Annotated in this window: 35 protein-coding genes; 17 read left to right on the top strand and 18 right to left on the bottom strand. The window is 68.1% G+C overall.

What is annotated here, in order from left to right:
- The gene (locus FB390_RS20300) at positions 1-972 is read right to left on the bottom strand and encodes a MerR family transcriptional regulator (protein ID WP_246124117.1); all 972 of its coding nucleotides are present in this window, start codon (positions 970-972) and stop codon (positions 1-3) included.
- Positions 973-1127: 155 nt separating this feature from the next.
- Here FB390_RS20300 and FB390_RS20295 point away from each other — a divergent pair, with 155 nt between their 5' ends.
- From FB390_RS20295 to FB390_RS20285, 3 genes are all read left to right on the top strand, one after another.
- Positions 1128-1796 (top strand): fasciclin domain-containing protein, encoded by a 669-nt coding sequence (locus FB390_RS20295; RefSeq protein WP_141810353.1) that lies wholly within the window; start codon positions 1128-1130, stop codon positions 1794-1796.
- Positions 1797-1864: 68 nt separating this feature from the next.
- Positions 1865-2083, top strand: a complete 219-nt coding sequence (locus FB390_RS20290) for a hypervirulence associated TUDOR domain-containing protein (protein WP_141810352.1) — start codon at positions 1865-1867, stop codon at positions 2081-2083.
- Between the two features lie 158 nt (positions 2084-2241).
- Entirely contained in the window at positions 2242-3591 is a 1350-nt protein-coding gene (locus tag FB390_RS20285; RefSeq protein ID WP_141810351.1) for a HEAT repeat domain-containing protein, read from the top strand.
- Between the two features lie 57 nt (positions 3592-3648).
- On the opposite strand, the gene FB390_RS20280 is transcribed toward FB390_RS20285, so the two are convergent.
- Positions 3649-4176 (bottom strand): L,D-transpeptidase, encoded by a 528-nt coding sequence (locus FB390_RS20280; protein WP_141810350.1) that lies wholly within the window; start codon positions 4174-4176, stop codon positions 3649-3651.
- Between the two features lie 414 nt (positions 4177-4590).
- On the opposite strand from FB390_RS20280, the gene FB390_RS20275 reads away from it, so the two are divergent.
- Entirely contained in the window at positions 4591-5913 is a 1323-nt protein-coding gene (locus tag FB390_RS20275; protein ID WP_141810349.1) for a family 1 glycosylhydrolase, read from the top strand.
- Between the two features lie 60 nt (positions 5914-5973).
- On the opposite strand, the gene FB390_RS20270 is transcribed toward FB390_RS20275, so the two are convergent.
- On the bottom strand, positions 5974-7461 hold the full coding sequence (locus FB390_RS20270) for an alpha/beta hydrolase (RefSeq protein ID WP_246124116.1): 1488 nt from the start codon (positions 7459-7461) through the stop codon (positions 5974-5976).
- A gap of 408 nt (positions 7462-7869) precedes the next feature.
- Between FB390_RS20270 and FB390_RS20265 the strand changes: the two genes are divergently transcribed.
- From FB390_RS20265 to FB390_RS20255, 3 genes are all read left to right on the top strand, one after another.
- Entirely contained in the window at positions 7870-8274 is a 405-nt protein-coding gene (locus FB390_RS20265; RefSeq protein WP_174554798.1) for a Fur family transcriptional regulator, read from the top strand.
- A gap of 33 nt (positions 8275-8307) precedes the next feature.
- The gene (gene katG / locus FB390_RS20260) at positions 8308-10539 is read left to right on the top strand and encodes a catalase/peroxidase HPI (RefSeq protein WP_141810348.1); all 2232 of its coding nucleotides are present in this window, start codon (positions 8308-8310) and stop codon (positions 10537-10539) included.
- Positions 10540-10613: 74 nt separating this feature from the next.
- Positions 10614-11441, top strand: coding sequence for a hypothetical protein (locus FB390_RS20255; protein WP_221639324.1), 828 nt, complete (start codon positions 10614-10616; stop codon positions 11439-11441).
- 15 nt (positions 11442-11456) lie between these two features.
- Here FB390_RS20255 and FB390_RS20250 read toward each other — a convergent pair whose 3' ends face one another.
- Positions 11457-12179 (bottom strand): hypothetical protein, encoded by a 723-nt coding sequence (locus FB390_RS20250; RefSeq protein WP_141810347.1) that lies wholly within the window; start codon positions 12177-12179, stop codon positions 11457-11459.
- Between the two features lie 173 nt (positions 12180-12352).
- Here FB390_RS20250 and FB390_RS20245 point away from each other — a divergent pair, with 173 nt between their 5' ends.
- Together FB390_RS20245 and FB390_RS20240 are read left to right on the top strand one after the other, a co-directional pair.
- A complete protein-coding gene (locus FB390_RS20245; RefSeq protein ID WP_141810346.1) occupies positions 12353-12850 on the top strand; it encodes a TetR/AcrR family transcriptional regulator in 498 nt (165 codons plus the stop codon).
- A gap of 21 nt (positions 12851-12871) precedes the next feature.
- Positions 12872-13225, top strand: coding sequence for a hypothetical protein (locus FB390_RS20240; RefSeq protein ID WP_141810345.1), 354 nt, complete (start codon positions 12872-12874; stop codon positions 13223-13225).
- A 146-nt stretch (positions 13226-13371) separates the two neighbouring features.
- Here FB390_RS20240 and FB390_RS33600 read toward each other — a convergent pair whose 3' ends face one another.
- From FB390_RS33600 to FB390_RS20230, 3 genes are all read right to left on the bottom strand, one after another.
- A complete protein-coding gene (locus FB390_RS33600) occupies positions 13372-13698 on the bottom strand; it encodes a hypothetical protein (RefSeq protein WP_185757281.1) in 327 nt (108 codons plus the stop codon).
- 53 nt (positions 13699-13751) lie between these two features.
- The gene (locus FB390_RS33595) at positions 13752-14072 is read right to left on the bottom strand and encodes an SDR family oxidoreductase (protein ID WP_185757100.1); all 321 of its coding nucleotides are present in this window, start codon (positions 14070-14072) and stop codon (positions 13752-13754) included.
- Between the two features lie 184 nt (positions 14073-14256).
- Positions 14257-14442 (bottom strand): hypothetical protein, encoded by a 186-nt coding sequence (locus FB390_RS20230; protein ID WP_141810343.1) that lies wholly within the window; start codon positions 14440-14442, stop codon positions 14257-14259.
- A 189-nt stretch (positions 14443-14631) separates the two neighbouring features.
- Between FB390_RS20230 and FB390_RS20225 the strand changes: the two genes are divergently transcribed.
- Positions 14632-14841, top strand: coding sequence for a hypothetical protein (locus FB390_RS20225; RefSeq protein ID WP_141810342.1), 210 nt, complete (start codon positions 14632-14634; stop codon positions 14839-14841).
- Between the two features lie 122 nt (positions 14842-14963).
- Entirely contained in the window at positions 14964-15533 is a 570-nt protein-coding gene (locus FB390_RS20220) for a hemerythrin domain-containing protein (RefSeq protein WP_141810341.1), read from the top strand.
- A gap of 46 nt (positions 15534-15579) precedes the next feature.
- Here the strand turns inward: FB390_RS20220 and FB390_RS20215 are convergent, their stop codons facing one another.
- The 5 genes from FB390_RS20215 to FB390_RS20195 form a co-directional block, all read right to left on the bottom strand.
- The gene (locus tag FB390_RS20215) at positions 15580-16155 is read right to left on the bottom strand and encodes a P-loop nucleotide/nucleoside kinase family protein (RefSeq protein ID WP_141810340.1); all 576 of its coding nucleotides are present in this window, start codon (positions 16153-16155) and stop codon (positions 15580-15582) included.
- Positions 16156-16199: 44 nt separating this feature from the next.
- Entirely contained in the window at positions 16200-16451 is a 252-nt protein-coding gene (locus FB390_RS20210; protein WP_141810339.1) for a hypothetical protein, read from the bottom strand.
- Positions 16423-16638, bottom strand: a complete 216-nt coding sequence (locus FB390_RS20205) for a hypothetical protein (protein WP_141810338.1) — start codon at positions 16636-16638, stop codon at positions 16423-16425. Before FB390_RS20205 ends, FB390_RS20210 begins: the two co-directional genes overlap by 29 nt.
- Before the next feature lie 150 nt (positions 16639-16788).
- Positions 16789-17076: a hypothetical protein gene (locus tag FB390_RS20200; protein WP_141810337.1), complete on the bottom strand. Its 288-nt coding sequence runs from the start codon at positions 17074-17076 to the stop codon at positions 16789-16791.
- Positions 17077-17114: 38 nt separating this feature from the next.
- The gene (locus FB390_RS20195) at positions 17115-17534 is read right to left on the bottom strand and encodes an Hsp20/alpha crystallin family protein (RefSeq protein ID WP_141810336.1); all 420 of its coding nucleotides are present in this window, start codon (positions 17532-17534) and stop codon (positions 17115-17117) included.
- 147 nt (positions 17535-17681) lie between these two features.
- Here FB390_RS20195 and FB390_RS20190 point away from each other — a divergent pair, with 147 nt between their 5' ends.
- Positions 17682-18005 (top strand): MerR family transcriptional regulator, encoded by a 324-nt coding sequence (locus FB390_RS20190; protein ID WP_141810335.1) that lies wholly within the window; start codon positions 17682-17684, stop codon positions 18003-18005.
- Positions 18006-18102: 97 nt separating this feature from the next.
- Here the strand turns inward: FB390_RS20190 and FB390_RS20185 are convergent, their stop codons facing one another.
- From FB390_RS20185 to FB390_RS20160, 6 genes are all read right to left on the bottom strand, one after another.
- Positions 18103-18804, bottom strand: coding sequence for a ubiquinone/menaquinone biosynthesis methyltransferase (locus tag FB390_RS20185; RefSeq protein ID WP_141810334.1), 702 nt, complete (start codon positions 18802-18804; stop codon positions 18103-18105).
- Between the two features lie 357 nt (positions 18805-19161).
- Positions 19162-19815 (bottom strand): PAS and ANTAR domain-containing protein, encoded by a 654-nt coding sequence (locus FB390_RS20180; protein WP_141810333.1) that lies wholly within the window; start codon positions 19813-19815, stop codon positions 19162-19164.
- 56 nt (positions 19816-19871) lie between these two features.
- A complete protein-coding gene (locus FB390_RS20175) occupies positions 19872-20717 on the bottom strand; it encodes a class I SAM-dependent methyltransferase (protein WP_141810332.1) in 846 nt (281 codons plus the stop codon).
- Between the two features lie 5 nt (positions 20718-20722).
- Positions 20723-21064, bottom strand: a complete 342-nt coding sequence (locus FB390_RS20170; protein WP_141810331.1) for a VOC family protein — start codon at positions 21062-21064, stop codon at positions 20723-20725.
- Between the two features lies 1 nt (position 21065).
- The gene (locus FB390_RS20165) at positions 21066-21236 is read right to left on the bottom strand and encodes a ribbon-helix-helix domain-containing protein (RefSeq protein WP_141810330.1); all 171 of its coding nucleotides are present in this window, start codon (positions 21234-21236) and stop codon (positions 21066-21068) included.
- Positions 21237-21360: 124 nt separating this feature from the next.
- Positions 21361-22209, bottom strand: coding sequence for a helix-turn-helix transcriptional regulator (locus FB390_RS20160; RefSeq protein WP_141810329.1), 849 nt, complete (start codon positions 22207-22209; stop codon positions 21361-21363).
- Between the two features lie 100 nt (positions 22210-22309).
- Between FB390_RS20160 and FB390_RS20155 the strand changes: the two genes are divergently transcribed.
- From FB390_RS20155 to FB390_RS20135, 5 genes are all read left to right on the top strand, one after another.
- Entirely contained in the window at positions 22310-23026 is a 717-nt protein-coding gene (locus FB390_RS20155; RefSeq protein ID WP_141810328.1) for an SDR family NAD(P)-dependent oxidoreductase, read from the top strand.
- Positions 23027-23100: 74 nt separating this feature from the next.
- Entirely contained in the window at positions 23101-23496 is a 396-nt protein-coding gene (locus FB390_RS20150; RefSeq protein ID WP_221639323.1) for a hypothetical protein, read from the top strand.
- A 119-nt stretch (positions 23497-23615) separates the two neighbouring features.
- On the top strand, positions 23616-24959 hold the full coding sequence (locus FB390_RS20145; RefSeq protein ID WP_141810327.1) for a wax ester/triacylglycerol synthase family O-acyltransferase: 1344 nt from the start codon (positions 23616-23618) through the stop codon (positions 24957-24959).
- A gap of 189 nt (positions 24960-25148) precedes the next feature.
- The gene (locus FB390_RS20140) at positions 25149-25745 is read left to right on the top strand and encodes a PadR family transcriptional regulator (RefSeq protein ID WP_246124115.1); all 597 of its coding nucleotides are present in this window, start codon (positions 25149-25151) and stop codon (positions 25743-25745) included.
- Between the two features lie 2 nt (positions 25746-25747).
- Entirely contained in the window at positions 25748-26227 is a 480-nt protein-coding gene (locus FB390_RS20135) for a nitroreductase/quinone reductase family protein (RefSeq protein WP_141810326.1), read from the top strand.
- The last annotated feature ends 42 nt before the right edge of the window (positions 26228-26269 follow it).

Genomic DNA, 26269 nt, shown 5'->3' with positions numbered 1-26269 from the left:
CTATACCCCGTTTCGCGGACCGGCTATCCGATCGACCGCGTCCGCCAGCGTGGTCACCGGAGTCGCGTGCGCCGGAAGGACGACCGAGTCCCAACCCGGTCCGCCGACGAACACTCGGGCGCCCGCCGCCGCGCAGGCCCGTACCGCCGACATCAGCGCCGTGGACTCGTGCTGCGACCAGAGCACGGCGTCGGGGCGGCGATCGGTCCGGGCGAGGGCATCGGCGAGGGCGGCGGTGGGCACATCGGCGCCGAGCATCCAGGCGCGCAGGCCGCGCTCGGCAAGCGCGGCGCGCAGGATCTCCAGCGGGAGTACGTGGGTCTCGCCGCCCGTACATGCGAGTACCGCGGCCTGCGCCTTCGTGGGGGTGGTCGGTGGGACGTAGCTGTGCAGGATCGCGGTGGTCGACCACGACAGCAAGTGCTCGACGTCGACGCAGGCCTCGCCCGCGAGCTGCCGTGCGACGATCGCCGCGAAGGCGGGGCGGCACAACATGTTCCAGGTGTCGACGACACCGTAGGCGATCAGATGCTCGTCGAGCAGCGCCGGCAAGGCCTCGGCATCGAGCGCGAAGGCGGCGGTCAGCAGCGACTCCCAATCCCCGCGGGTGGCGGTGGTTCGCCGCCGCTCGGTCACCACCGCCGCGGCACCGGCCGGACTCGCGCCCGCGCGGATCAGCGCGAGCATCCGCCGCAGTGCCGCGATATCGGATTCGCCGTAGCGGCGATGTTTTCCGGGTTCGCGGCTGGGCCCGATGTCGTAGCGGCGGTTCCAGCTGCGCAGCGTCGCGGTCGGGATGCCCAGGCGGTCGGCTACCGCGCGCACCGAGTACCCGTGCACGTCGGGAGGGAGGTCCGCGGGCCGGAGCTCGCCTCGTCCGCCTGGTGTTCGGGCTGTGGACCGCGCGCCGCGACCGGTCGGCGGCGAAGCCGCCTCCGGGTCGGATCCGGGCGTCGCATCGTTGGGAGCCACGAGCCCTCCTCGCTGACAGGAACCGTCTCCACAATTATGCATCGTTAATGCATCGTTTAGTGGTACTGTTGGCCTGAACGGAAAGCGAAAGACGCGAGGGGAACGATTCGACGGCACTTGCGGCGACCAGCCGCCCGACACGAGTGGTGAACGACATGAACAACACGAAAGCCGTACTGGCGACAGTCCTGCTGACTTTCTCGGTCGCGTCCGCCGCGGCCTGCACGGATGACGACACGGACTCCGCGCCGACCACAGAGCAGACCACCGCGCCGGCGCAGCCGACGGCAACAGCGCAGGGCACAACCCCGCCGAGCGGTGACCCGGCCGCCGGGTTGGTCGGGCCGGGTTGCGCGGCGTACGCCGAGCAGGTCCCAACGGGACCCGGTTCCATCGAGAGCATGGCGCAAGAACCGGCGGCCGTCGCGGCGTCGAACAGTCCCTTGCTGACCACGCTGACGGCCGCGGTATCCGGCCAGTTGAACCCGCAGGTCAACCTGGTCGGCACCCTCGACTCCGGCGAGTTCACGATCTTCGCCCCCGTCGACGAAGCGTTCGCCGCGGTCGATCCGGCGACGATAGAATCGCTGAAGACCGACGCTCAGGCGCTCACGACCGTGCTGACTTACCACGCGGTGCCCGGTCGGCTCGCCGCGGACCAGGTCGCGGGAACCCATAAGACGGTGCAGGGCTCCGAAGTCACCGTGACACGATCCGGCGACGAGATCCGGGTCGCCGACGCCGATGTGCTGTGCGGCGGCGTTGAGACCGCGAACGCGACGGTATATCTGATCGACGCGGTGCTGATCCCACCCACGAGCTGACCCAACACTCACCGCGAGGAAAACCGACTCGGCGCGCCGGCGCACGCGATCGAGCGAAAGGCGAACCGATGACCAAGCGCAGATGCCGTAAGGGCGACAAGGTCGAATGGGATAGCCACGGCAGCACAGCCAAGGGCACGGTGGAGGAGAAGATCACCTCCGACACCGAGGCGGCGGGACGCACGGTCCGGGCCTCCGAACAGGATCCGCAGTACCGGGTGCGCAGCGAGAAGTCCGACCGCGACGCGGTGCACAAACCCGACGCCCTGCGTCCCCGCGACGACTGAACTGGGGACACGACCCCGCCAAGAGCTGACCGATCCCGCCGCCGTACGGCCGTTGCGGCAGGCACTGGTTGCCGCAGCCTCAGCTGACGGTTCGATCGCTGGCCACGATCGGCTGCGTATTGCCGGATTCGGTTGTGGCGGATGGTAGGAACGGAGGCATGGAGCTACGAACCGCGGTAGCTGGGCTCGCCGATCCCGCTTTCCGCGCGGAGGCGGTAGAAGCGATAGTGGCCGCGGGTGACGATCTGATCGAGCTGCTTCTGTGGGAGCTGCTGGATCCGGATCCGCGAGTCGACCGGGTGGGCGGTATCGCGGTATTGCGGCGGTTCGGGCCGGTCGCCTACCGCGCGGTGACCGAGCAACTCGCGATCGCGGAGACGCCGGATGCCGTCGAATTGTGTTGTCAGGTACTGGATATCCCGGTAACGCCGGATGCCACGAAGTACGCACTCGAGATTTGCAGTGAGGATCCGGAGGATCGGGCGGGCAGCGCATTCGTGCTCGGCTACCGCCGCCGTCGTGAGTACGCGCCCTTGCTGGTGCCGCTGCTGGCGGATCCGGTGCAGCGGGTGCGTGCGGAGGCGATCAGCGCGTTCGGTCGCCTGGGACGTTCCGCGGTGCCGTTGCTGCGCCGGGTGCGAGGCTCCCGGATGCCCGAGCGGCGGTATGCACTGGCGGCGCTGAACCAGATCGGTTGGGACACAACGGAACCACGCGACCTGAAGGTGCTGGCCCGGTGGATGCGGTCCAAGATCGCGGCAGAGGTTGCCGAACCCTTTGTCCCACAAGATGGATGGTATGCCATCCGAACCGCCGACCGAGCCGCAGTGCTGGAGGCCTTCGGCCTGTCCGATCCGGTCGCGGTTACCTGGTCGATGGGTACCGACACCTGGCGGGAACACGACTCGAGACACAGCCGCACCGCGTATGGCGAGCACGCCGATTGCGCCCGGATGTATGTGAGCCCGGTGCTCGACGGTTGGACTCTGGTATTCGGCACACCCGTGATCGAGAGGGAGCTCGATCGTCACGATTACGAGATGAGCCGGATGCTCGACCTCGATGCCGACTACACCCCGGATGGACGCGAACACCAGGAACGGCGGGCCCGCTGCGCGGCGCTGAGTGAGCGGTTCGGCCAGGCGCACTGGTACGGCCAGAACCACGAAAGCGGCTGCGACGACTGGTGGGGCTGGTGCCTGGCAGCCCACGGCGAGATCCTGCGCTACTACTACCGGGACTTCGACGAGCATGTCGACCCGATTCGGGTCGGCTCGAGACATGCCGCGGAAGCCGGAGTGCTTTTCGATTCGACGAAAATCGAGGACCGCGAGGACTTCCGGCAGCAGGATGGGCTTTCCGACATGGCGACACCGCTGCTCGTCGCCGGACGGACCTCGGTCGATCCGTCACGGATCGGCGCGAACACTCGTACACAGGGGCACGGTGTGCTGGCACTGACCGCCTGCGGTCGTCGCCTGGGACACCGAGGTGTATTCGGCATGTGAGCTCACTGTCCACCCGAACCCGCGAGGTGTCAGCAGACATGAGGAGCGGAGGCGTCGTTACGGCACGACTTCGATGATGTCACCGGGCGAGAGGTAATCGAAGAATTCGCGCGCACCGTCGGGTGTCATGCGGATGCACCCGTGCGACTCCTCCTCGATCGGGCCGATGTGAGTGGCGATGTCGCCGTCGAAGAAGACCGCGTACTTCATCCAGACGTGGTGCATGGTGCTCCAGTGGTCCTCGCGCTTGAAATCCACGTCGAAGACGCCCACCCGGGTCCGGAAGCCGGGCCTGCCGTGCGAAATCGGGGTCGGGCCGTAGACGACCCTGCCGTTGTCCATCAGCCACGCCTCGTTCGTCGACAGGCGCATGCACCCGCGCGCCGCCTCGGCGGTGCACGGCGCCACCACCGGCGCGGGCGGAGCCAGCGGGGGCAGGACCAACGGGGGCACGCCCGGGATGTCGGGTCCACCGGGCCACAGCGGTTCACCCTGCGCCGGGGCCGCGACGGCGAGTCCGGTGACCGCCGCGCCGATCAGCAGCGCGATCCGCGCCACGGGGCGAAGTCGTCTCTGGGACTTCATGAATCAGACCTGCCTTTCCCTCACCCGGTAGTTGGGACGTGCCGCCCGCGGGGCGAGGGGACGCGCATGGGCGACACGAGGTCCGAGCTGACCTGAGAGTGTTTTCGATCATTCTGAAGCGGCTCTCTACCCCAACGTGGCAAATCGGGCACGACCGGTAGGCAACCGAGTCGATCTCGATAGCGTCGCGTGATTGCCATTTTCGGATTGTTGTGATCGCGCCGGTAGTGCGCCACCACCCGGGCGATCGGTCGGCACGGCGTGGCGCGCCGAAAATCCAGCAATCCGCCAGCTACGCTGACGGGTCAGCAATCGGACAGCTACAGTGACGGATCATCGGCACGGGCTCGGTTGCGGTCGAGCTTCGTGCGGTGCGTGCACGACCGAGTGGTTCCGGACGGAGACAGGAGCTCCATGCGAACACGGAAGTGCGGATACGCCCTCGTCACCCTCGCCATGACCGCGACCGTGGCGCTCGCGCCGGGGGCAGTTCCCTCGGCGCACGCGACCGTCGCGCCGTTGGGCGACGAATTCCTCTGGGGAGTCGCGTCATCCGGCTTCCAGTCGGAGGGCCACGCTCCCGACAGCAACTGGACCCGCTACATCGACTCGGGCGAGGCCGGGGACGAATACCTGAATTCGGTCGACTTCCTCGAGCGCCATCCCTCCGACATCGAACTGGCCGCCCGGCTCGGGGTTCAGGTGTACCGGATCGGGATCGAATGGGCCCGCCTCCAGCCGGAGCCGGGAATCTGGGACTCGTCGGCGTTCCGGTTCTACGACGATGTGATCGACCGTATCGTCGCGGCCGGCATGCGGCCGATGCTGACCCTGGACCACTGGGTCTATCCGGGCTGGGTGAGCGATCGCGGCGGCTGGCGCAATCCGGGCATCGTCGAGGACTGGCTGACCAATATGCGAAAGGTGGTTGACCGCTACGCCTCTCGCAACCCGCTGTGGGTCACCTTCAACGAGCCCGCCGCCTACGTCGGCACCGAGCTGCGTATCGGCGCCATCACCGTCGACGAGGCGCCCGCGATGCTGGACCGAATGGCTCAGGCCCACAACACGATCTACGACGTCATCCACCACGCCGCGCCCGATGCGCAGGTCACCAGCAACCTCGGCTACGTGGCGGGCGCCGAGACCGAGGTCAACCAGCCGATGGTCGACCGCATCGCGGACAAGCTCGACTTCATCGGCGTCGACTACTATTTCGCGGTACTGCCGGAGTCCGGTCAGTCGGTACAGGGCGGTTCGAACCAGGGTCCGGCCATCTGGGAATTGCCGATTCGCACCGAGGGCATCTATTACGCGTTGCGGCACTATTCGCGCCTGTTCCCGGACCGCCCGCTGTACGTCGTGGAGAACGGCATGCCCACCGAGAACGGTGGCCCCCGTGCCGACGGTTACACCCGCTCCGAGCACCTCCGCGACACCGTCTACTGGCTGCAGCGCGCCAAGGCCGACGGCATCGACCTGATCGGCTACAACTACTGGAGCCTCACCGACAACTACGAATGGGGTTCCTACACACCGCGTTTCGGCCTCTACACCGTCGACGTTCGCACCGATCCCACGCTCGCCCGCCGACCGACGGACGCCGTCGACACCTACCGCACGATCATTCGATCCGGCGGCGTCCCGACCGGCTACCGGCCGACTCGTCCCCCTGCCGAATGCGAACTGGTGGACCCGCCGGAGAGCTGCGATCAAACGGTCGGTCTGCCCGACTAGCCCGCGAGCACATCGTTCTTCGTGCGTACCCGTGCGCACGAAGAACAACCCGCAGCAGAGTCAGTCGAAGGGCGACTCGTCGACCGCGCAGCCGGTGCCTTCCGCTGGAAGTCGGCCGGTGAACAGGTACTCCCGTTTGGTTCGCTCGGCACAGGTGCTCGGCACGTACATGCTGCTGTGCCCGGCGCCTTCGATCACCACCACCTGGGCGTCGGCCAGCTGGGTCGCGCCCGCCAAGGCGCCGGACAACGGGGTCGCCGGGTCGAATCTGCTGTTGAGCACCAGGATCGGGGCGGCGGTGCGGCGGTTCCACGGTCCGGTGTACCGGTCGGCGTCGTGGCCTTGCCAGAACGCGCAGGTCGTGGTGCCGAAGACGGCGATTCGCCCGAAGTGCGGCACCCGCAGATCCTCCGATATCGCCGCGCGACTGTAGGCGCCGGTGTCGGTCGGGACGACGCTGTCGGCGCACTGAATCGCGTGGTACGCCTCGGTGCGGTTGCCCAGATAGGACTCGCCGCGAGCGACCGGCAGCAGTCCCGGGACGCTGGTGCCCGCGTCGAACAACTTCTGCAGCAGCGCGGCGAGATCCGGGAAGGTCGACGGCTGCGCGAGACTCGACGCGGCAGCGAGAACCGCGGCGTACGTCCACGTCTGGTCGTCGAGCCTGATCGGCGCCACGCGAGCCCGCTCCGCGAGCACCGTCCACTTCACCCTCGGATCACCGGAGGAGAACGCGCACCGCGGCCCGGCCGCCGAACACTGCCGCAGGAAGGCGTCGAAGGTGGCGGCGATCGCGTCGGCCACGCCCTGTCGAGTGTCCAGCGGAACCGTCGCGCCTTGCCCGTCGTGACCGTTGACGTTGCCCTCGAAGTCGATCGATCCGTCGAAGACCATCGCCCGCACCCGGCTGGGATACATGTTGGCGTAGATCGCGCCGAGCTGCGTGCCGTAGGAGATGCCGTGATAGGTCAGCTTCGGATCGCCGACGGCGCGGCGCAAGAGTTCGAGATCCCGCGCGGTGTTGGCGGTCGAGGCGTGGTTCAGTATCGGACCCGCGTTCCGCCCGCAGCGGTCGGCGAACTCTTTGGACCAGCCGTAGAACGCGGCCTCTTCGCTTGGGACCGTTGGCATTTGGGGCATCGCGCCGAGAAAGGCCGCTTGTTCGTCCATCGTCGGGAAGCAGCGCGCCGCCGCACTGCGGGCCACCGATCGACTGTCCCAGGAGACCACATCGAACCGCGCGCGCAGTTCGTCGGAGAACAGCCACGGCCACCGCGCCCGCTCCCGCAGACGGTCCACCCCGGACGGGCCGGGACCGCCGAAGTTGACGAACAGTGTGCCGATCCGCCGACTCGGATCGGCGGCGGGCAGTTTGATCACCGCCAACTCGATCCGGTCGCGGTGCGGCTGGTTGTAGTCCAGTGGCACCTGCGCGGACGCGCACTGGAAGCCGTCCTGGCAATCGGACCACCGCAGCGCCGGGGTGTCCGCCGCCTCGGACAGGCGATCGATGTAGGAGTCGGCGACGTCCTCCGCGGACGCCGACACGGGCACCCCGAGTAGTCCTACCCCCACCGCGAGCGCGAGCACGGCACGCCGGATCCGATGAGATCTGTTGGGTCCCAAGCGTAGATCCAAGCGAAAGCCTCCTGCGCACAGCTCGACGAACCGGGCGATCTTGTCATACGCGCGGCGACGACTGCCAGCTACCGAGGGCAGGGGCACAACGGATTCGACGAATTTCGAGCCGGGCGGTGTCGATGCGCGCCGATTCCGAGGTCGGCGGCTAGGGTCGAGTCGGCCCGCGAACGTGGCGGCGTTTCGCGGCCGTCGGGGAAGGGGTCCGTCCTCCGCACGTCGACGTCGGGGGACGGGCCTCCCGCGGACAAATGCTTGACTCGTTCCAGAAAACGGACAAGACTTTCGTCCGTGCACACTGCCGAGGAATTCCAGCAGATGCTGCAGGGAGCTTCGCTCCGCGTGACCGCTCCGCGAGTCGCGGTGCTCGGCGCGGTGCACGACCACCCGCACGCCGACACGGATTCGATCATCCGCGCCGTGCGTTCGCGCCTGTCGGCGGTGTCACACCAGGCGGTGTACGACTCGCTGCGCACGCTCACCGCCGCGGGCCTGATCCGATGCATCCAGCCGTCCGGCTCCGTGGCGCGTTACGAGTCGCGGGTCGGCGACAACCATCATCACGTCGTGTGCCGGGCGTGTGGGTCGATCGCCGATGTCGACTGCGCGATCGGCCATGCCCCTTGTCTGACCGCATCCGAGGACCACGGTTTCGCCATCGACGAGGCCGAGGTCATCTACTGGGGTCTGTGTCCCGACTGCGCCGCATCCCAACGTCCCTGATCGCAGCCCGCACCTCATTCAGGAAGGAATGTCGTGACATCAGATAGTCGTCCCCCCGCTCCGGATACCGGAACTCGAAGCACGAGCGAGACCGAGAACCCGGCGATCCCCTCCCCCACGCAGAAGACCGAACATCGCCCCCGCTCCAACAAAGACTGGTGGCCGGAGCAGATCGATGTCTCGGTGCTGCACGCCCACTCTTCCAAGTCCAACCCGCTCGGCGAGGACTTCGACTACGCGGAGGAGTTCAAGAAACTCGACGTCGACGCCCTCAAGGCCGATGTCGCGGCGGTCCTCACCGATTCGCAGGACTGGTGGCCCGCCGATTACGGCAACTACGGTGGCCTGTTCATCCGGATGAGCTGGCACGCGGCGGGCACCTACCGCATCGCCGACGGACGCGGCGGCGGCGGTCAGGGCGCCCAGCGCTTCGCGCCGCTCAACAGCTGGCCGGACAATGCCAACCTGGACAAGGCTCGCCGGCTGCTGTGGCCGGTGAAGCAGAAGTACGGCAACAAGATCTCGTGGGCCGACCTGCTGGTGTTCGCGGGCAACGTCGCGCTCGAGTCGATGGGATTCAAGACCTTCGGCTTCGGCTTCGGCAGGCCCGACATCTGGGAGCCGGAAGAGGTCTTCTGGGGCCCGGAGGACACCTGGCTCGGCGACGAGCGCTACAGCGGCGACCGTGAGCTGGCGAGCCCGTTCGGCGCGGTCCAGATGGGCCTGATCTACGTGAACCCCGAAGGCCCCAACGGCAGGCCCGATCCGGTGGCGGCCGCGCGCGACATCCGCGAGACGTTCGGCCGCATGGCGATGAACGACGAGGAGACCGCCGCGCTGATCGTCGGCGGCCACAGCTTCGGCAAGACCCACGGCGCGGGCGACGCGAGCCTGGTCGGCGCCGAACCCGAAGCCGCCCCGATCGAGCAGCAGGGCCTTGGCTGGAAGAGCGCCTACGGCACCGGCAAGGGCAAGGACGCCATCACCAGCGGCCTCGAGGTCGTCTGGACCGCCACCCCGACCAAGTGGGGCAACGGCTTCCTGCAGAACCTGTACGGCTACGAGTGGGAGCTCACCAAGAGCCCCGCCGGTGCGTGGCAGTGGAAGCCGAAGGACGGCGCGGGCGAAGGCGCGATCCCGGATCCGTTCGGCGGCCCCGCGCGGACCCCGACCATGCTGACCACGGACCTGTCCCTGCGCGAAGACCCGATCTACCGCGAGATCACCAGTCGCTGGTTGGAGCACCCGGAGGAGCTCGCCGAGGCGTTCGCCAAGGCGTGGTACAAGCTGCTGCACCGCGACATGGGTCCGATCAGCCGCTACCTCGGTCCGTGGGTCGCGGAGCCGCAGCTGTGGCAGGACCCGGTGCCCGCCGTCGACCACGAGCTCATCGACGACCAGGACATCGCGGCCCTCAAGAGCGAGGTTCTCGAGTCCGGCCTGTCGGTCCCGCAGCTGGTCAAGACCGCGTGGGCGTCGGCCGCCAGCTTCCGCAGCACCGACAAGCGCGGCGGCGCCAACGGCGCCCGGATCCGCTTGGAGCCCCAGAAGAACTGGGAGGTCAACGAACCGGCCGAACTGGCCAAGGTGCTGCCCGTGCTCGAGCAGATCCAGCAGCGCTTCAACAGCTCGGCGTCCGGCGGCAAGAAGGTCTCGCTGGCCGATCTGATCATCCTCGCCGGGTCCGCGGCGGTGGAGAAGGCGGCCAAGGACGCGGGCCACGACGTCACGGTGCCCTTCACACCGGGACGCACCGACGCGTCGCAGGAGAACACCGACGTGGAGTCGTTCGCGGTGCTCGAACCGCGGGCCGACGGATTCCGCAATTACGTGCGGACCGGCGAGAAGGCTCCGCTGGAGCGCCTGCTGGTCGACCGGGCGTACATGCTCGATCTGACGGCTCCGGAGCTGACCGTGCTGATCGGCGGCCTGCGCGCCCTCGGCGCCAACTACGGTGGCACCGAGCACGGCGTCTTCACCGACCGGCCGGGCACGTTGACGAACGACTTCTTCGTCAACCTCCTCGACCAGGGCACGGAGTGGAAGGCGTCCGAGTCGGCGGAGAACGTGTACGAGGGCTCCGACCGGCGCACGGGCGAGTCCAAGTGGACGGCGACCGCCAACGACCTGATCTTCGGGTCGCATTCGGTGCTGCGTGCGATCGCCGAGGTCTACGCGCAGCAGGACTCGCAGGCGAAGTTCGTGAACGACTTCGTGGCCGCGTGGGTCAAGGTGGTCGACAACGACCGCTTCGACGTCCGCTGAGTTGTCGTGGTGTATCCCAGGGCGGCCCTTCGGGGTCGGCCTGGGATTTCCTTTGCTCGAGCTGAAGGAGCGTCTTGTCCGTACCGGTGGCCCCGTCGCGATTCGGTCGCGCACTCGGTGTGCTCGGCGCACTCGCCGTCGTCCTCGCGGCCGCGTTCGTCGTCGTTCCGCCCACGCTGGCGGGCGATTTCGCCGACGAGCGCGATCTCCGCGAAGCTTTCCGCGAGGCGTTCGTCGAGTACTGGCGTTCCGGCGCCCGGGACTTCTCCCCGGCCTTGGAAAGCGCTGTGGACTACTGGTTTTGGTACCACGTGACCAAGGGAGTGATCGCCGCGCTCTTGCTGATCGTGTTCGTCGCGCTCGGCGTTCTGCTGTGGCGGGCATTCCTTCGGGCCCGCGGTCTCGACGCGGGCAGAAATGTCGCACTCGCCTCGTCCGGGATGATCGTCACGGCGCTCGGGGTGTTCTCGTTGCTGGCGGTGATGGCCAACGTTCAGGGTGCGGTAGCGCCCTACGCCTCGCTGTTGCCGATGCTGACTGGCGGCGACACGGACGGTGAGCTCGCCGAGACGCTCGATCAGGTCAGGCAGCGACTGGCCGAGTCCCTCAGCGGGGGTGGCGAAACTCCCGCGCTGGCGGTGATGATCAGCGACTTCTCGCTCTATCACGTGGCGATGGCCGTGATCGCCGCGGTCGTGGCGATCGTTCTCCTCGCTTTGAATGTGGTGGTGTGGAAGCGATTCGCGCGAGCGACCGACACGCGAGCGAGGCGCGTATCGGGGTCCTTCGGTGTTCTCGCGGCGTTGTCGTCGCTGGCCTCGATCGTTGTCGTCGTCGCGAACACGACCACCGCGGCGGATCCGGGACCGGCGCTCTCGGCGTTGTTCGACGGCGGATGGTGAATGCCGACGCCGGTGTCATGAGGCGGAGCGCGCCGCCCGGTGCCGTGTCGCGTCGTATGGCTCGAAATACGTCTCGCCGACGGCGAACATGCCGCGTTGCGGCAACCAGAAATCACCCAGCTTCGCCTGCTCCGCCAACGGTCCCGGCGGGCCGATATCGATGCCGTCGATGCGCGCGCGACCGTTCTCGACGGGCCACAGCATCCGCGGATCGGCACGGAACCACTGCCCGTTCGGCGCGGTGCCGCTGAGCCGCACCCGCCCGACACCCAGCGCCGGACCGGCGACGCGCGACATGAGCGCCAGGACCGCGGGGCGTTGCCGCCAGGTCGCGGGCACCATCCGGCCGAGACCCGTCATCGCCGCCGTCGCCGCCGATCGGCCGAGCTCCAGATCCCACACGATGTCGTCCCCCACCTCGACCGTGAACGCGGACGGACCCGTCCAGGTCACCGAGATGGGCGCGACCCGCGCGTCTGCGAGGGCCGCACCGAAATAGCGGGCGCAACTGGCCTCCGGGGCGACACTGCTGTAGATCACCCATTTCCCGGCCGGGCTTCGATACCAGACCGCGTCGTATCCCGCACCGACCGAGCTGGCGGGGAAGTGCCGAAGCGCCAGATAGTGGCCGCTGGTGAAGGGCATCCCCATCACCCCGTAGCCGGAAAATCGCTCCTGGTCCGCACCCGGCGGGAGCGTTATGTCGCTTTCGGCGATCGATCGTGGGCTGTCGGTCATCGCCGCCTCCTCGAGGAGTGGGCTGGTAACGGCCATCCTACGTCCGGCATTCGGCCGATCGTCGCGCGTCGCCGGGGAGATTTCCGCCGCGTGCGCAACGCCTTCTGCCGCACACCGGAGTTTGGGAACTATCGTTCTTGACTGAATGTTCCCAAACTCGGTAAGGTGGTGACATGGCGCGACCGAGAACATTCGACGAGGTTGCTGTCGTCGAGTCGGCAGCGGAACTGTTCGCCCGGCGTGGATTCGACGCCGTGTCGATCGACGACCTCGTCGGCCACCTCGGCGTACACCGTCACAGCCTGTATCGCACCTTCGGCAGCAAGCGCGGTCTGTATCTGCGGGCGTTGCGAGCGGTGCGGAAGCAGAACTCGAGCGCGATCGCGGCCGCCGATGATCCGTTGCGAATCCTCTGTGCCGCAGTGGTTTCCGAGGGGATCGGCGGCCTGGACCTGCTGCTGATGGCCGCCATCGAGCAGGGTGCGGCGGATCCGGAAATCGCCGCCGAGGTGACGGGCGCGTTCGCGGAACTCGATGCGGTCACCGCGGCGCTGGGCGACGGAACAATGTCGACCGCGACATTGCTCGGACTTCGGCTGCGCGCCCGCGCCGGTGACGATGTGGCCCGCCTCGCGGACGAGTTCACCGGACGAACACAGACCGATCGATAGAGACGAACGAAGGAGAACGGCATGGCCGAGGTCAGCATCGACGGCACGGATCTGGTGGTCCGCATGGCGGGCCTGGACAAACTGTGGGCGCTGAAGAGCCGCCTGGTGATCCCGCTGGCGAACGTCCGCGGCGCGACCGTCGACCCCGGAATCATCAAAGAGCGCAAAGGCATTCGCGCGCCGGGCACGCACCTCCCCCGCGTGATCACGGCGGGGACCTTTCACATCGACGGAGAACGAGTGTTCTGGGACGTCCGCGATCCCGACAAGGCCGTGGTCATCGAACTGGCCGACGAGCGCTACGCACGGCTCGTAGTCCAGGTCGACAACCCCGCCGATGTGGTAGGGATGATCGAAAAGGCCTGCGCTCGTTGATTTTTCGCCGGACATGAACGCCCCGAACGGGCGCGCCGACACGCTCGCCGAGGTGGCCGCCACGAGCCGTTGGGGCGCGGAGCCGACCGCCTCGGCGGGGGGAACGCCGCCCGTCCGGTGCAGGCCGCACGGCGAAACCACTCGGACTACCCGGACGCCTGCATATCGGCCACGATCTTCGCGACTCGATCGCTGGCCTGTGTCGCCCAGTGCGGATGGGTGGTGACATAGAGACGGTCGGCCTCGACCGCCGACAGGATGATCTCCGCGGCACGCGCGGCGGGCATGGCCTCGTTCGCCAGATGGGTGATGGCCTCGAATCCCGGTGCGAGACGCTCCCATTGCTCCGGGGTGAGCGTGCCCAACCATCCTTCGGTGGGTTGCGCGGGGACGTCGCCGTCGCCGAGCAACGATCCGATGCCGTCGGTGAGCCCGCGCAGCATCTGCGTGTCGACCGGCCCCGGGCACACCACCGTGGCTCCGATCCCGGGCGCGAGTACGGCCAACTCGCCGTGCAGCGCCTCGGTCAGCGAGACGACCGCGTGCTTGCCGGCGGTGTAGGGGGCCCGCCGACGCCCATTCCGGCATTGTTGAACACCAGGTCGACACGACCGAAGCGCTCCACAGTGGCGTCGGCCAGTCGCTGAACCTGTCGCGGATCGGCGACATCCGTCTGCACCGCGAGGTGCTCCGACCCGAACTCGTCGGCGACCTCGGCGACGGCGTCGCCATCGATATCGGCGAGCACCACTCGAATCCCGCGATCGCACAGCGCCTGCGACACCGCTCGTCCGATGCCGTTGGCGGCGCCGGTCACCACCGCGACCTGTCCCGGTTCCAGTTTCATTGCTTCCCTTTCGGTTCGGCGATCATGGACGGTCCGACGTCACTCGGTATCCAGTGTGCGTTCCGGAGCGGTCGCCCGATCGAACAACGTAACAAGTTGCGCCGCATAGAAATCGACATCGCTCACCTGCCCTCGGCATATCGGATCGCGATGGTCTCGATGGCCGCGCGCAGCGTCACCGCCATCACATGGGCATCGAAATCGCCGCATTCGCCCGCTGCTCGGCCCGCGCGGAGACCTTCCTCCAGCGGCGGCAGCGGCGAATCGGCGCCCCGTCGTCGAGAAACGGCTCCCCGATCGCCGCCCGGGCATTGCTGTTGAGCTCGATCAGTGCCCGCAGGACGGTCGTTCGATCCCGCATGAACTCCATGTTCGCGGTGATGTACGCCGCCAGCTGCGCCCGATGGCCGGAGGCGGCCAGAATGCGCGGCGCTCGAGGCCGGTTCTCGGACGGCGCGCGCGACCCACCGCGCAAATCCGTCGCAACCTTCAGGCCCGGGGTGCCGCCATCACCGTCCAGCAGCGGTGTACGAAACGGGTTGTCGGGTATCGGCCGAATATGACGAAGCTCGAGGAGAACGAGATACTCAAGCCGGGCCAGAAGGCGCCCGCCAGCGGGATCTACGAGTGCTGCGGCCCCACTTCGTGTGGACACCGGTTCAGCACCGATGTCGCCGGACACCGGCTGCCCCCGCTGCCCGCCGACTGCAAAGGCGGCGGCTGGCGGCTCCAGCAGCCCACCCCGCACATCCATGCCGCCGAGGGCTGAACTCGACCACGCCCCACCGATCGGCGGAGTCTGGATCACGCCGCGTTTGCCGTCCCCGTCGAGGGGTACGGCGGCAGCGGCGTGATTTGCGCCGAGCCGACCAGTCGTTCGAGGAGGTAATCATGGAAGCTACGACGATCAACACCACCGATGATGCCGTCGCGTTCCTGATCGATCAGCACGTGCGCATCCGCGAACTGTTCGCCGAGGTCGAGCAGGCGCCGACAGCGGAGCAACGTGAGCAGAAGTTCTACGAACTGCGCCGCCTGCTGGCTGTCCACGAAACCGCCGAGGAAGAGATCATCCACCCTCGCTTCCGGCGGGAAGTCGATGACGGCGCCAAGATCATCGACGCGCGTCTGGAGGAAGAGAACAAGGCCAAGCGCCAACTCGCCGACATCGAAGCCGTCGACATCGACTCCCCCGAGTTCGACGCCAAACTGGCGGCCCTGCGCGACGGCGTGCTCGCCCACGCCGAGCACGAAGAGCACGAAGAGTTCAACCGGCTGCGTGCGGAACTGGAACCCGACGAACTCCAGCGCCTGCGCAGCGCCGTGAAGTTCGCCGAGGCGATGGCGCCGACCCGCCCGCATCCCGGCGTCGAGTCCGCCACCGCGAACATGCTCGTCGGTCCGTTCGCGGCCATGATGGACCGTGCCAAGGACGCCATCACCAAATCACGCACTTCGTGATTCCCCGAGCCCGTCGTCCCCGGCCTCGCGCGACTTCGTCTCGAGCTCAGGCCTCGAGGGTCGCGCCGGGGTCGGGTCGGGTCGCGAAACGCGACAGTGCCACGAGACCGGGCTGGTAGCCGTGGGTGGTGTCCACGGTCAGGGTGGGCAGCTCGTCGATCGCTGGGTCGAAGTCCGCTTCGGAGGCCGTATCGGGATCGATCCCCTCCAAGAGTTCATCGCTTCGGGCCCGACGGTGCGGGTTGGTCGCGATGCGCTGGGTGATGCGGCCGCGGACGATCGACGTCGGGGCGGTGCAGCGCAGAATGCGGATCTCGGCGAGCTCGGTGAGTGCCTCGAGGCGCGGCTGCCACAGCTTGCCCGGCAGCGCGGCTTCGGCGACGAGGGTGACTCCCGCCCGCGCCAGCGCGGCGATGATGTCGAAGAAGGCGTCCAATGCGGGACGCTCGAAGGCTTCCCCGACGCCCGCGGTCCGGGTCGGCGAATTGGTCAGGACCATGCCCTGGGTGATCTCGTCGTGGACGATCGCCGGGCAGCCGATCTCGCGCGCGAGGCTGTGGGCAAGGGTCGTCTTCCCGGTGCCCGGGCGACCGGTCACCACGGTCAGGGCTGGCGAGGCCATACCCCATTGTCCCCCACTCGCGGGAGTGGGCACACGGTCGGCAACTAGGCGCCCGGCGCGCGCCGGTCCGGTGGCTGGTCGCGGCCGCCCTGGATCGCGGCCGCGCGTGATTCTCGCAGTACGGAGGCGAGAATGGCGCAGCCAAGGGTGGCGGTCAGCAGCAGCAGAACGATCGGCGGCGCGCCGAGGGCGGCGATCAGCGCCAGGCCGGTCGGCAACGCGAGGGCGTACCGGTAGCGACCGAGGGGATCGGTGCTCGTGCCGGTGTCAGTAGGCGAGAGGGTATTCGTCGTCATCGGGTAGCGGCGTGATGAAGGATTGGTCGATTCGATCGGTCGTGTCGGCGGCGTCGAAGGCGGCGCGAATGCGTTCGGCCAACGGGTGCAGCGCGCGGGTGTCCAGGCCGATGTGGCGGTCGGCGTCGTGGACGAGGGTGCGCTGCTCGGCGTAGTCTGCGTCGTCGCGAGCGGGAATCGTGGTCATGGCCAACCTCCTTGCGTCGTGCACTGGTCACTCGGATGACAGGGGGGCGGGCCCCGGTAATCGCTCCGGGCCCGCCCCGGCGAAGGAAGACGTGACTTGCGAGAGATTCAACCGCAGTCGTGTCTATGACATCACCTCACTTCCACCTGTTCACCAATCGATCCGTTCGGTCCGAGTGCGCGGAGGACCGCGCTGGGTCGCACGCGTTCTCGGCGGCGCCCGTCCTGTCAATCTCGGTGTCCGCCAACCGCGCTCGACGTCGGCGGGCGGGCGGGGTGCTCGTGCCCGAAGTCCGGGACGCCCCGAAACGCGCTTGGGCGCAAGGGCTTCGGACAAGACCTCGTCGACCTCGGCGAACAACGGTTCGAGGTCGGGGTCGAGCAGCAGCAGCCGCGCGTCGAGCGGGTCGTAGACACCGAGAGCATCGATGCCGGTCATGGCCCTACCTCCGAGGGGAAGCGTCGAGCCGGCGCGGCTCAGGCGTTGATCGCCTTGTGCCCGTTGCCGTGGGCGATCTCGATCCTGCGCGGCTTGGCCTGCTCCGCCACCGGGATCGTCAACCGCAGCACGCCGTCGGTGTACTCGGCGTCGATGCGATCGACATCGAGGGTCTCGCCGAGGAACAACTGGCGGCTGAACACACCGCGTGAGCGTTCCGCGGCGATCATTTCCCGGTCGCCCTCGAGTTCAGGGCGTGTGGCGCGCACCGTCACGACGTTGCGCTCGACGCCTAGATCCAGCGAATCGGGGTCCATGCCCGGCAGATCGAACTCGACCACGAACCTGTCGCCCTCGCGCCAAGCGTCCATCGGCATCGCCGCGGGATGGGCCGCTGTGCCGAACACCTGCTGCGCAAGGCGGTCCAGATCGCGGAACGGATCGGTACGCATCAGCATGATCGTCACCTCCAACCAACCGTCTTCTCGATAGTCGGATCCGGATCTATGCCATCCGGTATAGATTTCTTATAGCACTGTCGGCAGCTGCATGCAAGGGTCTACCATAGAAAACCTGAGCAGTAGGAAGCAGTATCGAGGAGCAGGATGGTTCGCCCGCAGCACCAGCCGCCGCAACCCGACCCCACGCGCGCGGTGTACGCGATCTCGGTGGCCGCCGATCTGGCGGGCATCGGCGTACAGACCCTGCGCCTCTACGAACGCCACGGCCTGATCACCCCCGCCCGCAGCGACGGCGGCACCCGCCGCTACAGCGGAGACGACCTCACCCGGCTGCAGCGCATCACGGCGCTGGTCGCCGAAGGGGTCAACCTCGCGGGGATCGCCCGCATCCTCGACCTCGAAGACGCCAACGCCGAATTGCACGCCGACAATCACCGCCTGCGGGCAGGCAAGCGCAACCGGCGATAGCCCACAGTCGCCGCCGCTTCAGCGCCGAAAAGGTCTCCGGAGGGACTGCCATTCGCTGGTCGGTGCCGTTACCGGCCGTGCCGGCGAACTGAGCCCTTCACGCCATCGACTTGGTGGCCCACAGGACCACGTTGGTGCCGAGGAATTTCTTGCTCCACCCGATGTCCTGAAAACCGAGCCCGCGGAGGATTTCGGCGACGCGCTCCGGTGTGGCGAAGGCGAGCGTGCTGGATTCGAGATAGGTGTAGGACGACCGGTCACGAGCCACGACCTGGCCGAGCAGGGGAACGACGATGCGCATCCCCCACTCCACGATCGGCTTCACCGGCCCGCTCGGCGGACACGTTTCGAGTACGACGATCCGGCCGCCGGGCTTGAGCACCCGGTGTTGTTCGCGGAGCACGCCCTCCAGGTCTTCGACGTTCCTGAGCAGATAACCCTCGGTGATCCCGTCGAAAGTCTCGTCGTCGAACGGCAGGCGAGCCGCGTCCGCGCGTTGCCATCGGACCGACTGCGCACCGGGTTTGTTCTGGGCGCGCGCCAGCATCTCCTCCGAGAAGTCGACGCCCGTCACCGTGACGGAGGGATACCGCCGTGCGGCTTCCAAGGCGATCGCGCCGGTCCCGGTGGCGAGATCCAAGAGCTGTCCGCCCGCGGGCGGCGCCACCCGCTCGGCCACTTCACGACACCATCGCCGGTGACTGCCCAGCGTCATGAGGAAGTTCATCCGGTCGTAGTATCCGGCGATCTTCTCGAAGATCCCGTGTACTTCGGCGCCTTTGCTCTTGTCGATGGTCACTGGGTCTCCACTGCTGCTCATCCGGACTCGCGACCGGACCTGTCGACGGAGCCGAAATATGGCGCTGGCCAACAGAAGTCGGCGGAGTCCGAACCTTGCGTACGACAGCGTATCGAGCCAGGTCGACGGCCACGAAGGCGGGTGCCGACCCGGCAGCGGGCGGGGATCTTCGGCGTTCTCGTCCGAAAGGGTCGGCGGAGCGGCGCGGGTTTGCTACGAATATGGGGCGGCGCTTCCGCTCACCGTTCAGCCAGCGGTCAGCGGGTGGACACCGCTCGGATACGGCGGCATCGCCGGGGGCGGTCAAACAGTCGGCCCCGCCCGACGATGCCGCGCCGAAAGCGACCGACCTGGATGTCAGGGGCGTTCGTGCACGGTGAGCAGCAGATGGTCGAACCGGGTGCGAGTGCTCACCGAACCCCCGCCGAAATCGCGCAACGCGCTGACCAGCTTCTCGGCGATGGTACGCAGCTTGGTGTTCGTCTCCTGCGAGCGCCAGGCCAGCACGTTGAACGCCTGCTCGGCGCTGATCCCGTACACCAGCATCAGCGCGCCCTTGGCTTGCTCGATCACCGCCCTGGCCTCCACCAGCTCCGGCAACGCCTCGTTCAGGACCGCGCGCCGGGTCTCGTCCACGCTGTCGCTGACGTCGACGTAGAAGCCCGCGGTGCCCACCAGCGCACCGGTGTGATCGCGCAACTGGTCGCCGACCACCAGCACGTGGTGCTCGACCCCGGCGGTATCGATGATCCGGTGACGACTACAGAACGGCTGACCGGTCTGCACCACCGTGACCAGGGTGTCGGCGACCTCGGCGCGGTCGTCGGGATGCTTGTGCGCCAACAGCAGCTCCGTGGTCGGGACGACGGTGCCCGGTGCGTACCCGTGCAGGACGGCGACCTCGTCGGACCACTCCCAGCGCTGGTCGGCGAACCAGAAGCGGAAGCTCCCGGCCAAAGGCGGCTGCTCGAGGCTGGCGTCCACCGTATGGAGCCCGGCTGTTTCTGTCACCTGGCAAGTATCCCTGGCGCGCGCCGCGAGCGGGTCGATCGGGTCCGGAGAACGGATCAGGTACTTGCCACCAGAATCTGCTCCGACTCCGCAGGTCGCAGTCCGTCGGTGCGGTCGGCGAAGTAGCGGCGGGTCAGCTCCTCGGACGAAATGTGGTGGGCGGAAGCGAAGCCCGACTCCTCGGCGAGCGCCACTATTTCGCCGGGCCGGAAGAAGCTGACGAACGGGGTGCCCGAGGCGCGGGCGCCCTGCTCGGCGAACCGGCGCATGTGCTGTTCCCCGGCGCCGACGAGTTCGAGTGGCAGCATGAACGTCACAGCCAGCGTCGAACCCGGCGCGAGCGTCGCGAGCTGTCGCAGGGTGGTGACGTTCGTCTCCCGGTCGAGATACATGGAGACGCCGGTGGAGGCGACGACCGCGGGGCGACCCGGATCGAAACCGGCGGCCGTGAGCCGCTCCCACCACGAGTCGACCTCGAAGTCGACGGGCACCCAGCGCAAGCCGTCCGGAACGGCCGATCCGAGCTCGCCGAGGCGTTGCCGCTTCCACGCTTGCGTGCCGGGCTGGTCGACCTCGAACACCGTCAGCCGCGCGGCGAGCTCGGGCCGGCGCTGCGCGAAGGTGTCCAGCCCGGCGCCGAGGAGAACGTACTGATCCACACCGCGGTCGATCTGCTCGGCGAGCAGATCCTCGACGAAGCGGGCCCGCGCCACGATGCCCGCCCGCATCGGGCTCGTCGTCCGCGGGTCCATATCCGGGCGGTCCCGCCAGCCGTCCTCGGGCGCTGCCAGTCGCAGTCCGATCCGGTCGTCGAACACACTCGGCCGCGCATCGATTTCCGCGTGCAGAGCCCGCCACAGCGCGACGCGGACCGCGGTGTGGTCCGGAGCGATGATCGGCATCGCGCTCACTCCTCCCCCGGCGCCTGGAGATTCCACAGTCGCCCATCAGGGTCGCGGACGGTCATCTCCTGGGTGCCGTAGTGGGTCGGCTCGAACTCGCTGACGATCTCGACGTCGCCACCGGGGCGCTCCGCCGTGTCGGCGGCCTTCAGAACCAGGAGCGTCCGCGGCTCGCTGGTCGGCGGGATCTCCGCCACGAAGACATAGGGTCCGTCGCCGTTGCGGAACTGGCCGGAGCCGTGGTCGGTCTCGAACTCCACCTCGAATCCCAGTTCGCGCAGGAATCGCGCCTGCTTGCCCCAGTTGTGCGTCTCCAGGAACACGGCTTCGATGCCTTCGGTCTTCATGTCAATCCTTTCCCGGCGGTGTCTTCGGGTGGGTGTCGTCGAGGTAGGCGCGCAGCGCCTCGGCGACCAGCGCCGACAGCGACATTCCCGACTCGATCGCCTGGAACTTGACCTGCTTGATCAGTCCGATCGGCAGGTAGACGTTGAACTGCTTCACATCCTCGTCGCCCACGGGACAAATGCTAGCACGCTAGCTTGCTAGTTTGCTAGCACGAGTTGGGTCAGGTCAGGATCGCCGAGCACCGCGGCAAGCCGCCGGATGACCGGGTGAGAATGAGCTGTACGCCTCCGGCGTGTCAGTTGACTGGACCGAATCGTTCGAGACCGGTCACGCGGAGTAGTTCGAGGGCCGAGGCCTCGGGCGTACCGGGTGCGGCCGAGTAGACGACGACGGTCTGATCCGCCTCCGGCACCAGCAGGGCGTCGCAATCGAGAGTGAGTGCGCCCAGGTCGGGGTGCGCGATGGTTTTGCTGAGGCTGCGCAGCCGCCCGGAGCGCCCCGCCCGCCACAGCTCGTCGAATCGCGCGCTGCCGGAACGAAGTTCGTCGATCAGCCGGGCGAGATCCGGATCCTTCGGGTACTTGGCCTGCACCGTGCGCAGACAGCCGACGCAGTCGACGGCATTGGCCGCTTCCTCCTCCGGCGTCATGACCACCTGGTCGAGACCGGTGCCGAGAAATCGTTGCCACATGATGTTGCGCTGGATGGGCGGGCGCTCGGAGAAGTCGCCGAAGAGCGCCGCCGCCAGCGAATTCCACGCCAGCACATCGGATTTGGCGGACAGCACGAGGGCGGGCAGGTCCGCCATTCGGTCGAGCAGGCGCATGACGCTCGGCCGGATCAGCATGGGAATGCGCCCGGCCTGTGGTGGACCGGATCCGGCGAGCCGGAAGATCAGATCGCGGTCCGGGTCGCTCAATCGCAGCGCCCGAGACAGTGCGCCGAGCACCTGATCGGAAGGTTTGGGGCCGCGCCCTTGCTCGAGCCGGACGATGTAGTCGACGCTGAGACCGGCCAGCTGCGCGACCTCCTCGCGTCGCAGCCCGGGAACCTGTCTGCGGGAACCACTCGGCAGCCCCACGTCGGCGGGTTCGACGCGCGACCGCGCGGTGCGCAGCACCATCGCCAATTCCGCTCTGTCCACCGTTCCATCGTGCCGTAGGACCGACCACCCGGGGTGGTACCGCCAGTCCCATGCCTCGCCGACCCTGGAGCCGGACGGCGACCGGCGCGAGGCTCCAACCATGACGACGACGACTGCCCTGGTGACCGGAGCGAACAAAGGACTCGGACGCGAAACGGTGCGCCGACTTGCCGGATTGGGCTGGGAGGTGTTCCTCGCCGCCCGCGATCCCGCTCGCGGCGCCGAGACGCTGGCCGAACTGGCCGAGGAGGGGGTGCGCGTGCGCTTCGTCACGCTGGACGTGACGTCGGACGAGTCCGTGACCGCGGCGGCCGACGCGGTGCGGGCCTCCGCCGGCCACCTCGACGTCCTGATCAACAATGCCGCTGTCGGCGGCCCGCGCACCCATCCGGCCGATACCCGAGTCGACGAGCTGCGTGAGGTCTTCGAGACGAATGTCTTCGGCCCGGTCCGGGTGACGCATGCCTTCCTGCCGCTGCTGCGCGCCTCCGGCCATCCGCGCATTGTCATGGTCTCCAGCGGCATGGGCTCGATCGCGACCGTCACCGACCCGCGATGGAAGGATCTCCTGCCGCCCGCACTCGGCTACCCGACGACCAAAGCGGCGCTGAACATGCTGACAACCAGGTACGCCGCCGCCTTGCCCGAGATCCGCATCAATGCGGTCGACCCGGGCTATACGGCCACTGACCTCAACGGGCACACCGGTTTTCAATCCGTCGTGGAGGGCACCGACGCCATCGTCGAGCTGGCATGCGTGGATCCCGGCGGACCCACCGGAGGCTTCTTCGACAGGAATGGAACCGCGTCGTGGTGAGGGCGGCGCTGGCCGCCACTGTGGGTGTCGGCTTGGTGCTGTTCATGTTCGTGGCGAGAACGGAGGATCATACGGTGGAACGACGGCATTCGACCGTGTTGTCGATCGGGCTGCATCCCAGCGCCGTCGACTACAGCCGGTATCCGGGTATCGATCAAGCGACCCTTACCGCACGCATCGAGGCGGGCGAGTCCGCGCTCCGTGCCGCCGGATTCGACATCGTCTCGTGTCAGGTGCCCGCGGACCCCGATGCGGCCGAGGCGCAGCTGCGGGAATGCGCTTCGCGCGGGTCGTTCCGAGTCGCCATGATCGGTGCGGGCGTACGCATGGCGGCCGAGCACACCCTGCTGTTCGAGCGTCTGGTGAATGTGGTTGCCGAGATCGCGCCGGGGATCCGCTTTTGTTTCAACACCTCGCCGGAGACCACCATCGACGCTCTGCGCCGCTGGGTCGAGCCTGCCGATCGCTGAGGGGGCTCGGCCACGCGAGGCGCCGCGACCACGCTGATTCGCCGGAATCGGGTTGGATCGCGCCGAGCGGGTACGCCAGGCATGAGCAGCGAGAGACGAGATCGAGATGGGATGATCTGATGAGCGAGCTCGGTCCGTTGGATTCGGGATTCATGGAACTCGAGGACATCGATCAACACGTCAACCTCGGCATCGGCGCGGTGGCGATCCTGCGCGGAAGCCCCGGCTCGCGTGCGGAATTCACCGACCGCATGGCCGAACGAATCGGCGCGAACCCGCGACTGCGCCAGAGACTGCGGCGGGCGCCCTTCGATCTGAGCGCCCCGCGGTGGGTCGACGACCCACACTTCGATATGGGCCATCACCTGCGCTGGGCGGCGCTGCCGCAACCGTGCGACGAAACCACGCTGTGGGAGATGGTGGCCACCGTCATGACGGAACGCCTCGACCGCGACCACCCGCTGTGGCGCTGCACCGTGGTCGAGCACCTGGCCGACGACCGGTGGGCGTTGATCGTCACCGCCCACCACAGCATGGTCGACGGCGTCTCCGGCATCTCGCTTTTCCAACGCTTCTGCGATCCGACACCCGACTCCCCGACTCCGAAACGCGACGAGCCGGATGACGACGCCGACCGCGGCCGGGATTGGCGGGCCCTACTCGCCGATGGTCTGCGACTGCCGGTCCAGGCGCCGGCGGCGCTGCTGCGCACGGTGCGCGCGGCGGTGCCGTTGGCGTGGAACGCGATCGTGCCCGAGAGCGGGTCCTCGCTGACCGGACCGATCGGGCGCCAACGCCGCTACACCGTCGCGCGGGTGTCGTTGGACCAGGTCAAAAGGATCGGCGCCGTGTTCGATGCGACGGTCAACGACGTCGCGCTCGCCGCGGTGACCGCCGCGTTCCGGGCCATGCTGCTCGCCCGCGACGAGGAACCCGACACCGAGACCGTCCGGATCCTGGCGCCGGTGTCGGTGCGCACCACCGACGCCGACGGCGTGCTCGACAACCGGGTCTCGGCGATGCTGCCGCAGCTGCCGACCGAACTCGACGACCCGCTCGACCAACTGCGCACCGTGCACCAGCGCCTGAACAAGCACAAGGCCAGCGGCGAAGCGGGCGCGGCGAATTCGATTCTGTCGCTCGCCAAGTGGGTGCCCTTCGCACCCCTGGCCTGGGCGGTGCGCACCGCACTGCGCTTCCCGCAACACAGCATCGCCGGACTGGCCACCAACGTGCCCGGCCCCGCCCGCACCCTGCGGCTGCACGGCCACGAGGTCCTGGAGATGTTCCCGTACGCGCCGATCGCGATGCGCCTGCGCACCGCCATCGCGATCCTGAGCTACCGCGACCACCTCGGGTTCGGCATCACCGGTGACTACGACACCACCCCCGACCTCGACCTGCTCGCCGACACCATCACCACCACCGTCGACCGCCTCCTGGACAGCTGCCCCCAAAGCTGAGCATCGGGAATCCGCCGCCACGGTGCCGCCCGGCGCTCTGCCACCACGTCAGCGAGGACCCCGCCTGACGCAATCCGGCTGCCGCAGAGGCGACGTCGTCAACGAGGGGCACGCTGTTCCCGGGGTGCCAAAAGACCCGCATTCCTATATAGTCGAATTCGACTAGACGAACTCGACTAAAGGACGCCGGTGGCCCGAGAACTGCGCGCGCTGCAAACGCCCCTGACGATGGTGGTGCTGACGATGCTGGCCGAGCGGCCGCGTCATCCGTACGAGATGAAGATCGCCATTCGCGAGCGGCACATCGAGGACGTGGTGAAGATGCGCGGCGGCTCGCTCTACGACGCGATCGGCCGCCTCGAACGGGCGGGGCTGGTGCGGCAAGCCGGTACGGCGCGCGAAGGATCCCGACCGGAGCGGACGGTGTACGAGATCACCGAGCCCGGACGGACCATGCTGGACGAGCTGCTGGAGCGGTTCCTCACCGAGCCGGTGAACGAATATCCGCGCTTCGTCGCCGCACTGGCCCACCTCACCGCGCTCACGCCGCAAGCCGCGGCGCAGTCGCTGCGCCGACGTTCGCGACGACTGCGCGAGGGGCACGCCGATACCGCCCGCATGCTGGACGAGCACTCGGCCGGACTCCCGCGGGCGGTGCTGCTGGAAGCCGAGTACCTCCAGCATCTGCGTGCCGCGGAGATCGCGTGGCTGGACGGCGTCGCGCGCGATATCGAAGACGGAATGCCTTGGCCGGACGACCAATTCACCGATAGTGACAAGGAGTAATCATGACCAGCGAGAACGATCGCCTGCGGCGGCGAATGAAGCCGCTCAACCGCGTGGTGGTCGCCCTGCAAGGCGTCGGCTTGGCCCTGGGCACCATGCGGGTGCTCTCGGTTCCGGGCCGAAAGACCGGAACGTTGCGCACCACCCCGGTCTCGCCACTGACCGTGGACGGCGTGACGTACGTGGTCGCGGGATTCGAGGACGCGGACTGGGTGCGCAACGCGCGCGCCGCGGGGTGGGGCGTGCTCGCGAAAGGGCGACGGAAACAGCGTGTTTCGCTGATCGAGCTGCCGATCCCCGAACGTGCCGCGGTGTTGCGCGAGTTCCCGCGGAAAGTGCCGCACGGGGTGCGGTTCATGCTGAACGCTGGTGCGGTCGAGTCCGCCGACCCGGACGCGTTCGCCGCGGCCGCACCGCGCTGCCCGGTGTTCCGGGTCGAACCGTCGCGCGCCGTGGAAGCGCCCGCCGATTCCAGGCGGTGACATCGGTCGAGACGCTGCGGTGTCGCGGATGCTCGTCGGTGG

This window comes from Nocardia bhagyanarayanae, from assembly GCF_006716565.1.
Classification (GTDB): domain Bacteria; phylum Actinomycetota; class Actinomycetes; order Mycobacteriales; family Mycobacteriaceae; genus Nocardia; species Nocardia bhagyanarayanae.
This window is presented reverse-complemented; position numbering and strand designations above follow the sequence as displayed.

What these genes read in the sequence shown, in the direction of transcription:
- FB390_RS20295 (WP_141810353.1), top strand. Translation starts at nt 1,128, where the DNA reads ATGAACAACACGAAAGCCGTACTGGCGACAGTCCTGCTGACTTTCTCG.
- FB390_RS20290 (WP_141810352.1), top strand. Translation starts at nt 1,865, where the DNA reads ATGACCAAGCGCAGATGCCGTAAGGGCGACAAGGTCGAATGGGATAGC.
- FB390_RS20285 (WP_141810351.1), top strand. Translation starts at nt 2,242, where the DNA reads ATGGAGCTACGAACCGCGGTAGCTGGGCTCGCCGATCCCGCTTTCCGC.
- FB390_RS20280 (WP_141810350.1), bottom strand. Translation starts at nt 4,176, where the DNA reads ATGAAGTCCCAGAGACGACTTCGCCCCGTGGCGCGGATCGCGCTGCTG.
- FB390_RS20275 (WP_141810349.1), top strand. Translation starts at nt 4,591, where the DNA reads ATGCGAACACGGAAGTGCGGATACGCCCTCGTCACCCTCGCCATGACC.
- FB390_RS20265 (WP_174554798.1), top strand. Translation starts at nt 7,870, where the DNA reads ATGCTGCAGGGAGCTTCGCTCCGCGTGACCGCTCCGCGAGTCGCGGTG.
- FB390_RS20250 (WP_141810347.1), bottom strand. Translation starts at nt 12,179, where the DNA reads ATGACCGACAGCCCACGATCGATCGCCGAAAGCGACATAACGCTCCCG.
- FB390_RS20245 (WP_141810346.1), top strand. Translation starts at nt 12,353, where the DNA reads ATGGCGCGACCGAGAACATTCGACGAGGTTGCTGTCGTCGAGTCGGCA.
- FB390_RS20240 (WP_141810345.1), top strand. Translation starts at nt 12,872, where the DNA reads ATGGCCGAGGTCAGCATCGACGGCACGGATCTGGTGGTCCGCATGGCG.
- FB390_RS33595 (WP_185757100.1), bottom strand. Translation starts at nt 14,072, where the DNA reads ATGAAACTGGAACCGGGACAGGTCGCGGTGGTGACCGGCGCCGCCAAC.
- FB390_RS20230 (WP_141810343.1), bottom strand. Translation starts at nt 14,442, where the DNA reads ATGGAGTTCATGCGGGATCGAACGACCGTCCTGCGGGCACTGATCGAG.
- FB390_RS20225 (WP_141810342.1), top strand. Translation starts at nt 14,632, where the DNA reads ATGACGAAGCTCGAGGAGAACGAGATACTCAAGCCGGGCCAGAAGGCG.
- FB390_RS20220 (WP_141810341.1), top strand. Translation starts at nt 14,964, where the DNA reads ATGGAAGCTACGACGATCAACACCACCGATGATGCCGTCGCGTTCCTG.
- FB390_RS20215 (WP_141810340.1), bottom strand. Translation starts at nt 16,155, where the DNA reads ATGGCCTCGCCAGCCCTGACCGTGGTGACCGGTCGCCCGGGCACCGGG.
- FB390_RS20210 (WP_141810339.1), bottom strand. Translation starts at nt 16,451, where the DNA reads ATGACGACGAATACCCTCTCGCCTACTGACACCGGCACGAGCACCGAT.
- FB390_RS20205 (WP_141810338.1), bottom strand. Translation starts at nt 16,638, where the DNA reads ATGACCACGATTCCCGCTCGCGACGACGCAGACTACGCCGAGCAGCGC.
- FB390_RS20200 (WP_141810337.1), bottom strand. Translation starts at nt 17,076, where the DNA reads ATGACCGGCATCGATGCTCTCGGTGTCTACGACCCGCTCGACGCGCGG.
- FB390_RS20195 (WP_141810336.1), bottom strand. Translation starts at nt 17,534, where the DNA reads ATGCTGATGCGTACCGATCCGTTCCGCGATCTGGACCGCCTTGCGCAG.
- FB390_RS20190 (WP_141810335.1), top strand. Translation starts at nt 17,682, where the DNA reads ATGGTTCGCCCGCAGCACCAGCCGCCGCAACCCGACCCCACGCGCGCG.
- FB390_RS20175 (WP_141810332.1), bottom strand. Translation starts at nt 20,717, where the DNA reads ATGCCGATCATCGCTCCGGACCACACCGCGGTCCGCGTCGCGCTGTGG.
- FB390_RS20170 (WP_141810331.1), bottom strand. Translation starts at nt 21,064, where the DNA reads ATGAAGACCGAAGGCATCGAAGCCGTGTTCCTGGAGACGCACAACTGG.
- FB390_RS20155 (WP_141810328.1), top strand. Translation starts at nt 22,310, where the DNA reads ATGACGACGACGACTGCCCTGGTGACCGGAGCGAACAAAGGACTCGGA.
- FB390_RS20145 (WP_141810327.1), top strand. Translation starts at nt 23,616, where the DNA reads ATGAGCGAGCTCGGTCCGTTGGATTCGGGATTCATGGAACTCGAGGAC.
- FB390_RS20135 (WP_141810326.1), top strand. Translation starts at nt 25,748, where the DNA reads ATGACCAGCGAGAACGATCGCCTGCGGCGGCGAATGAAGCCGCTCAAC.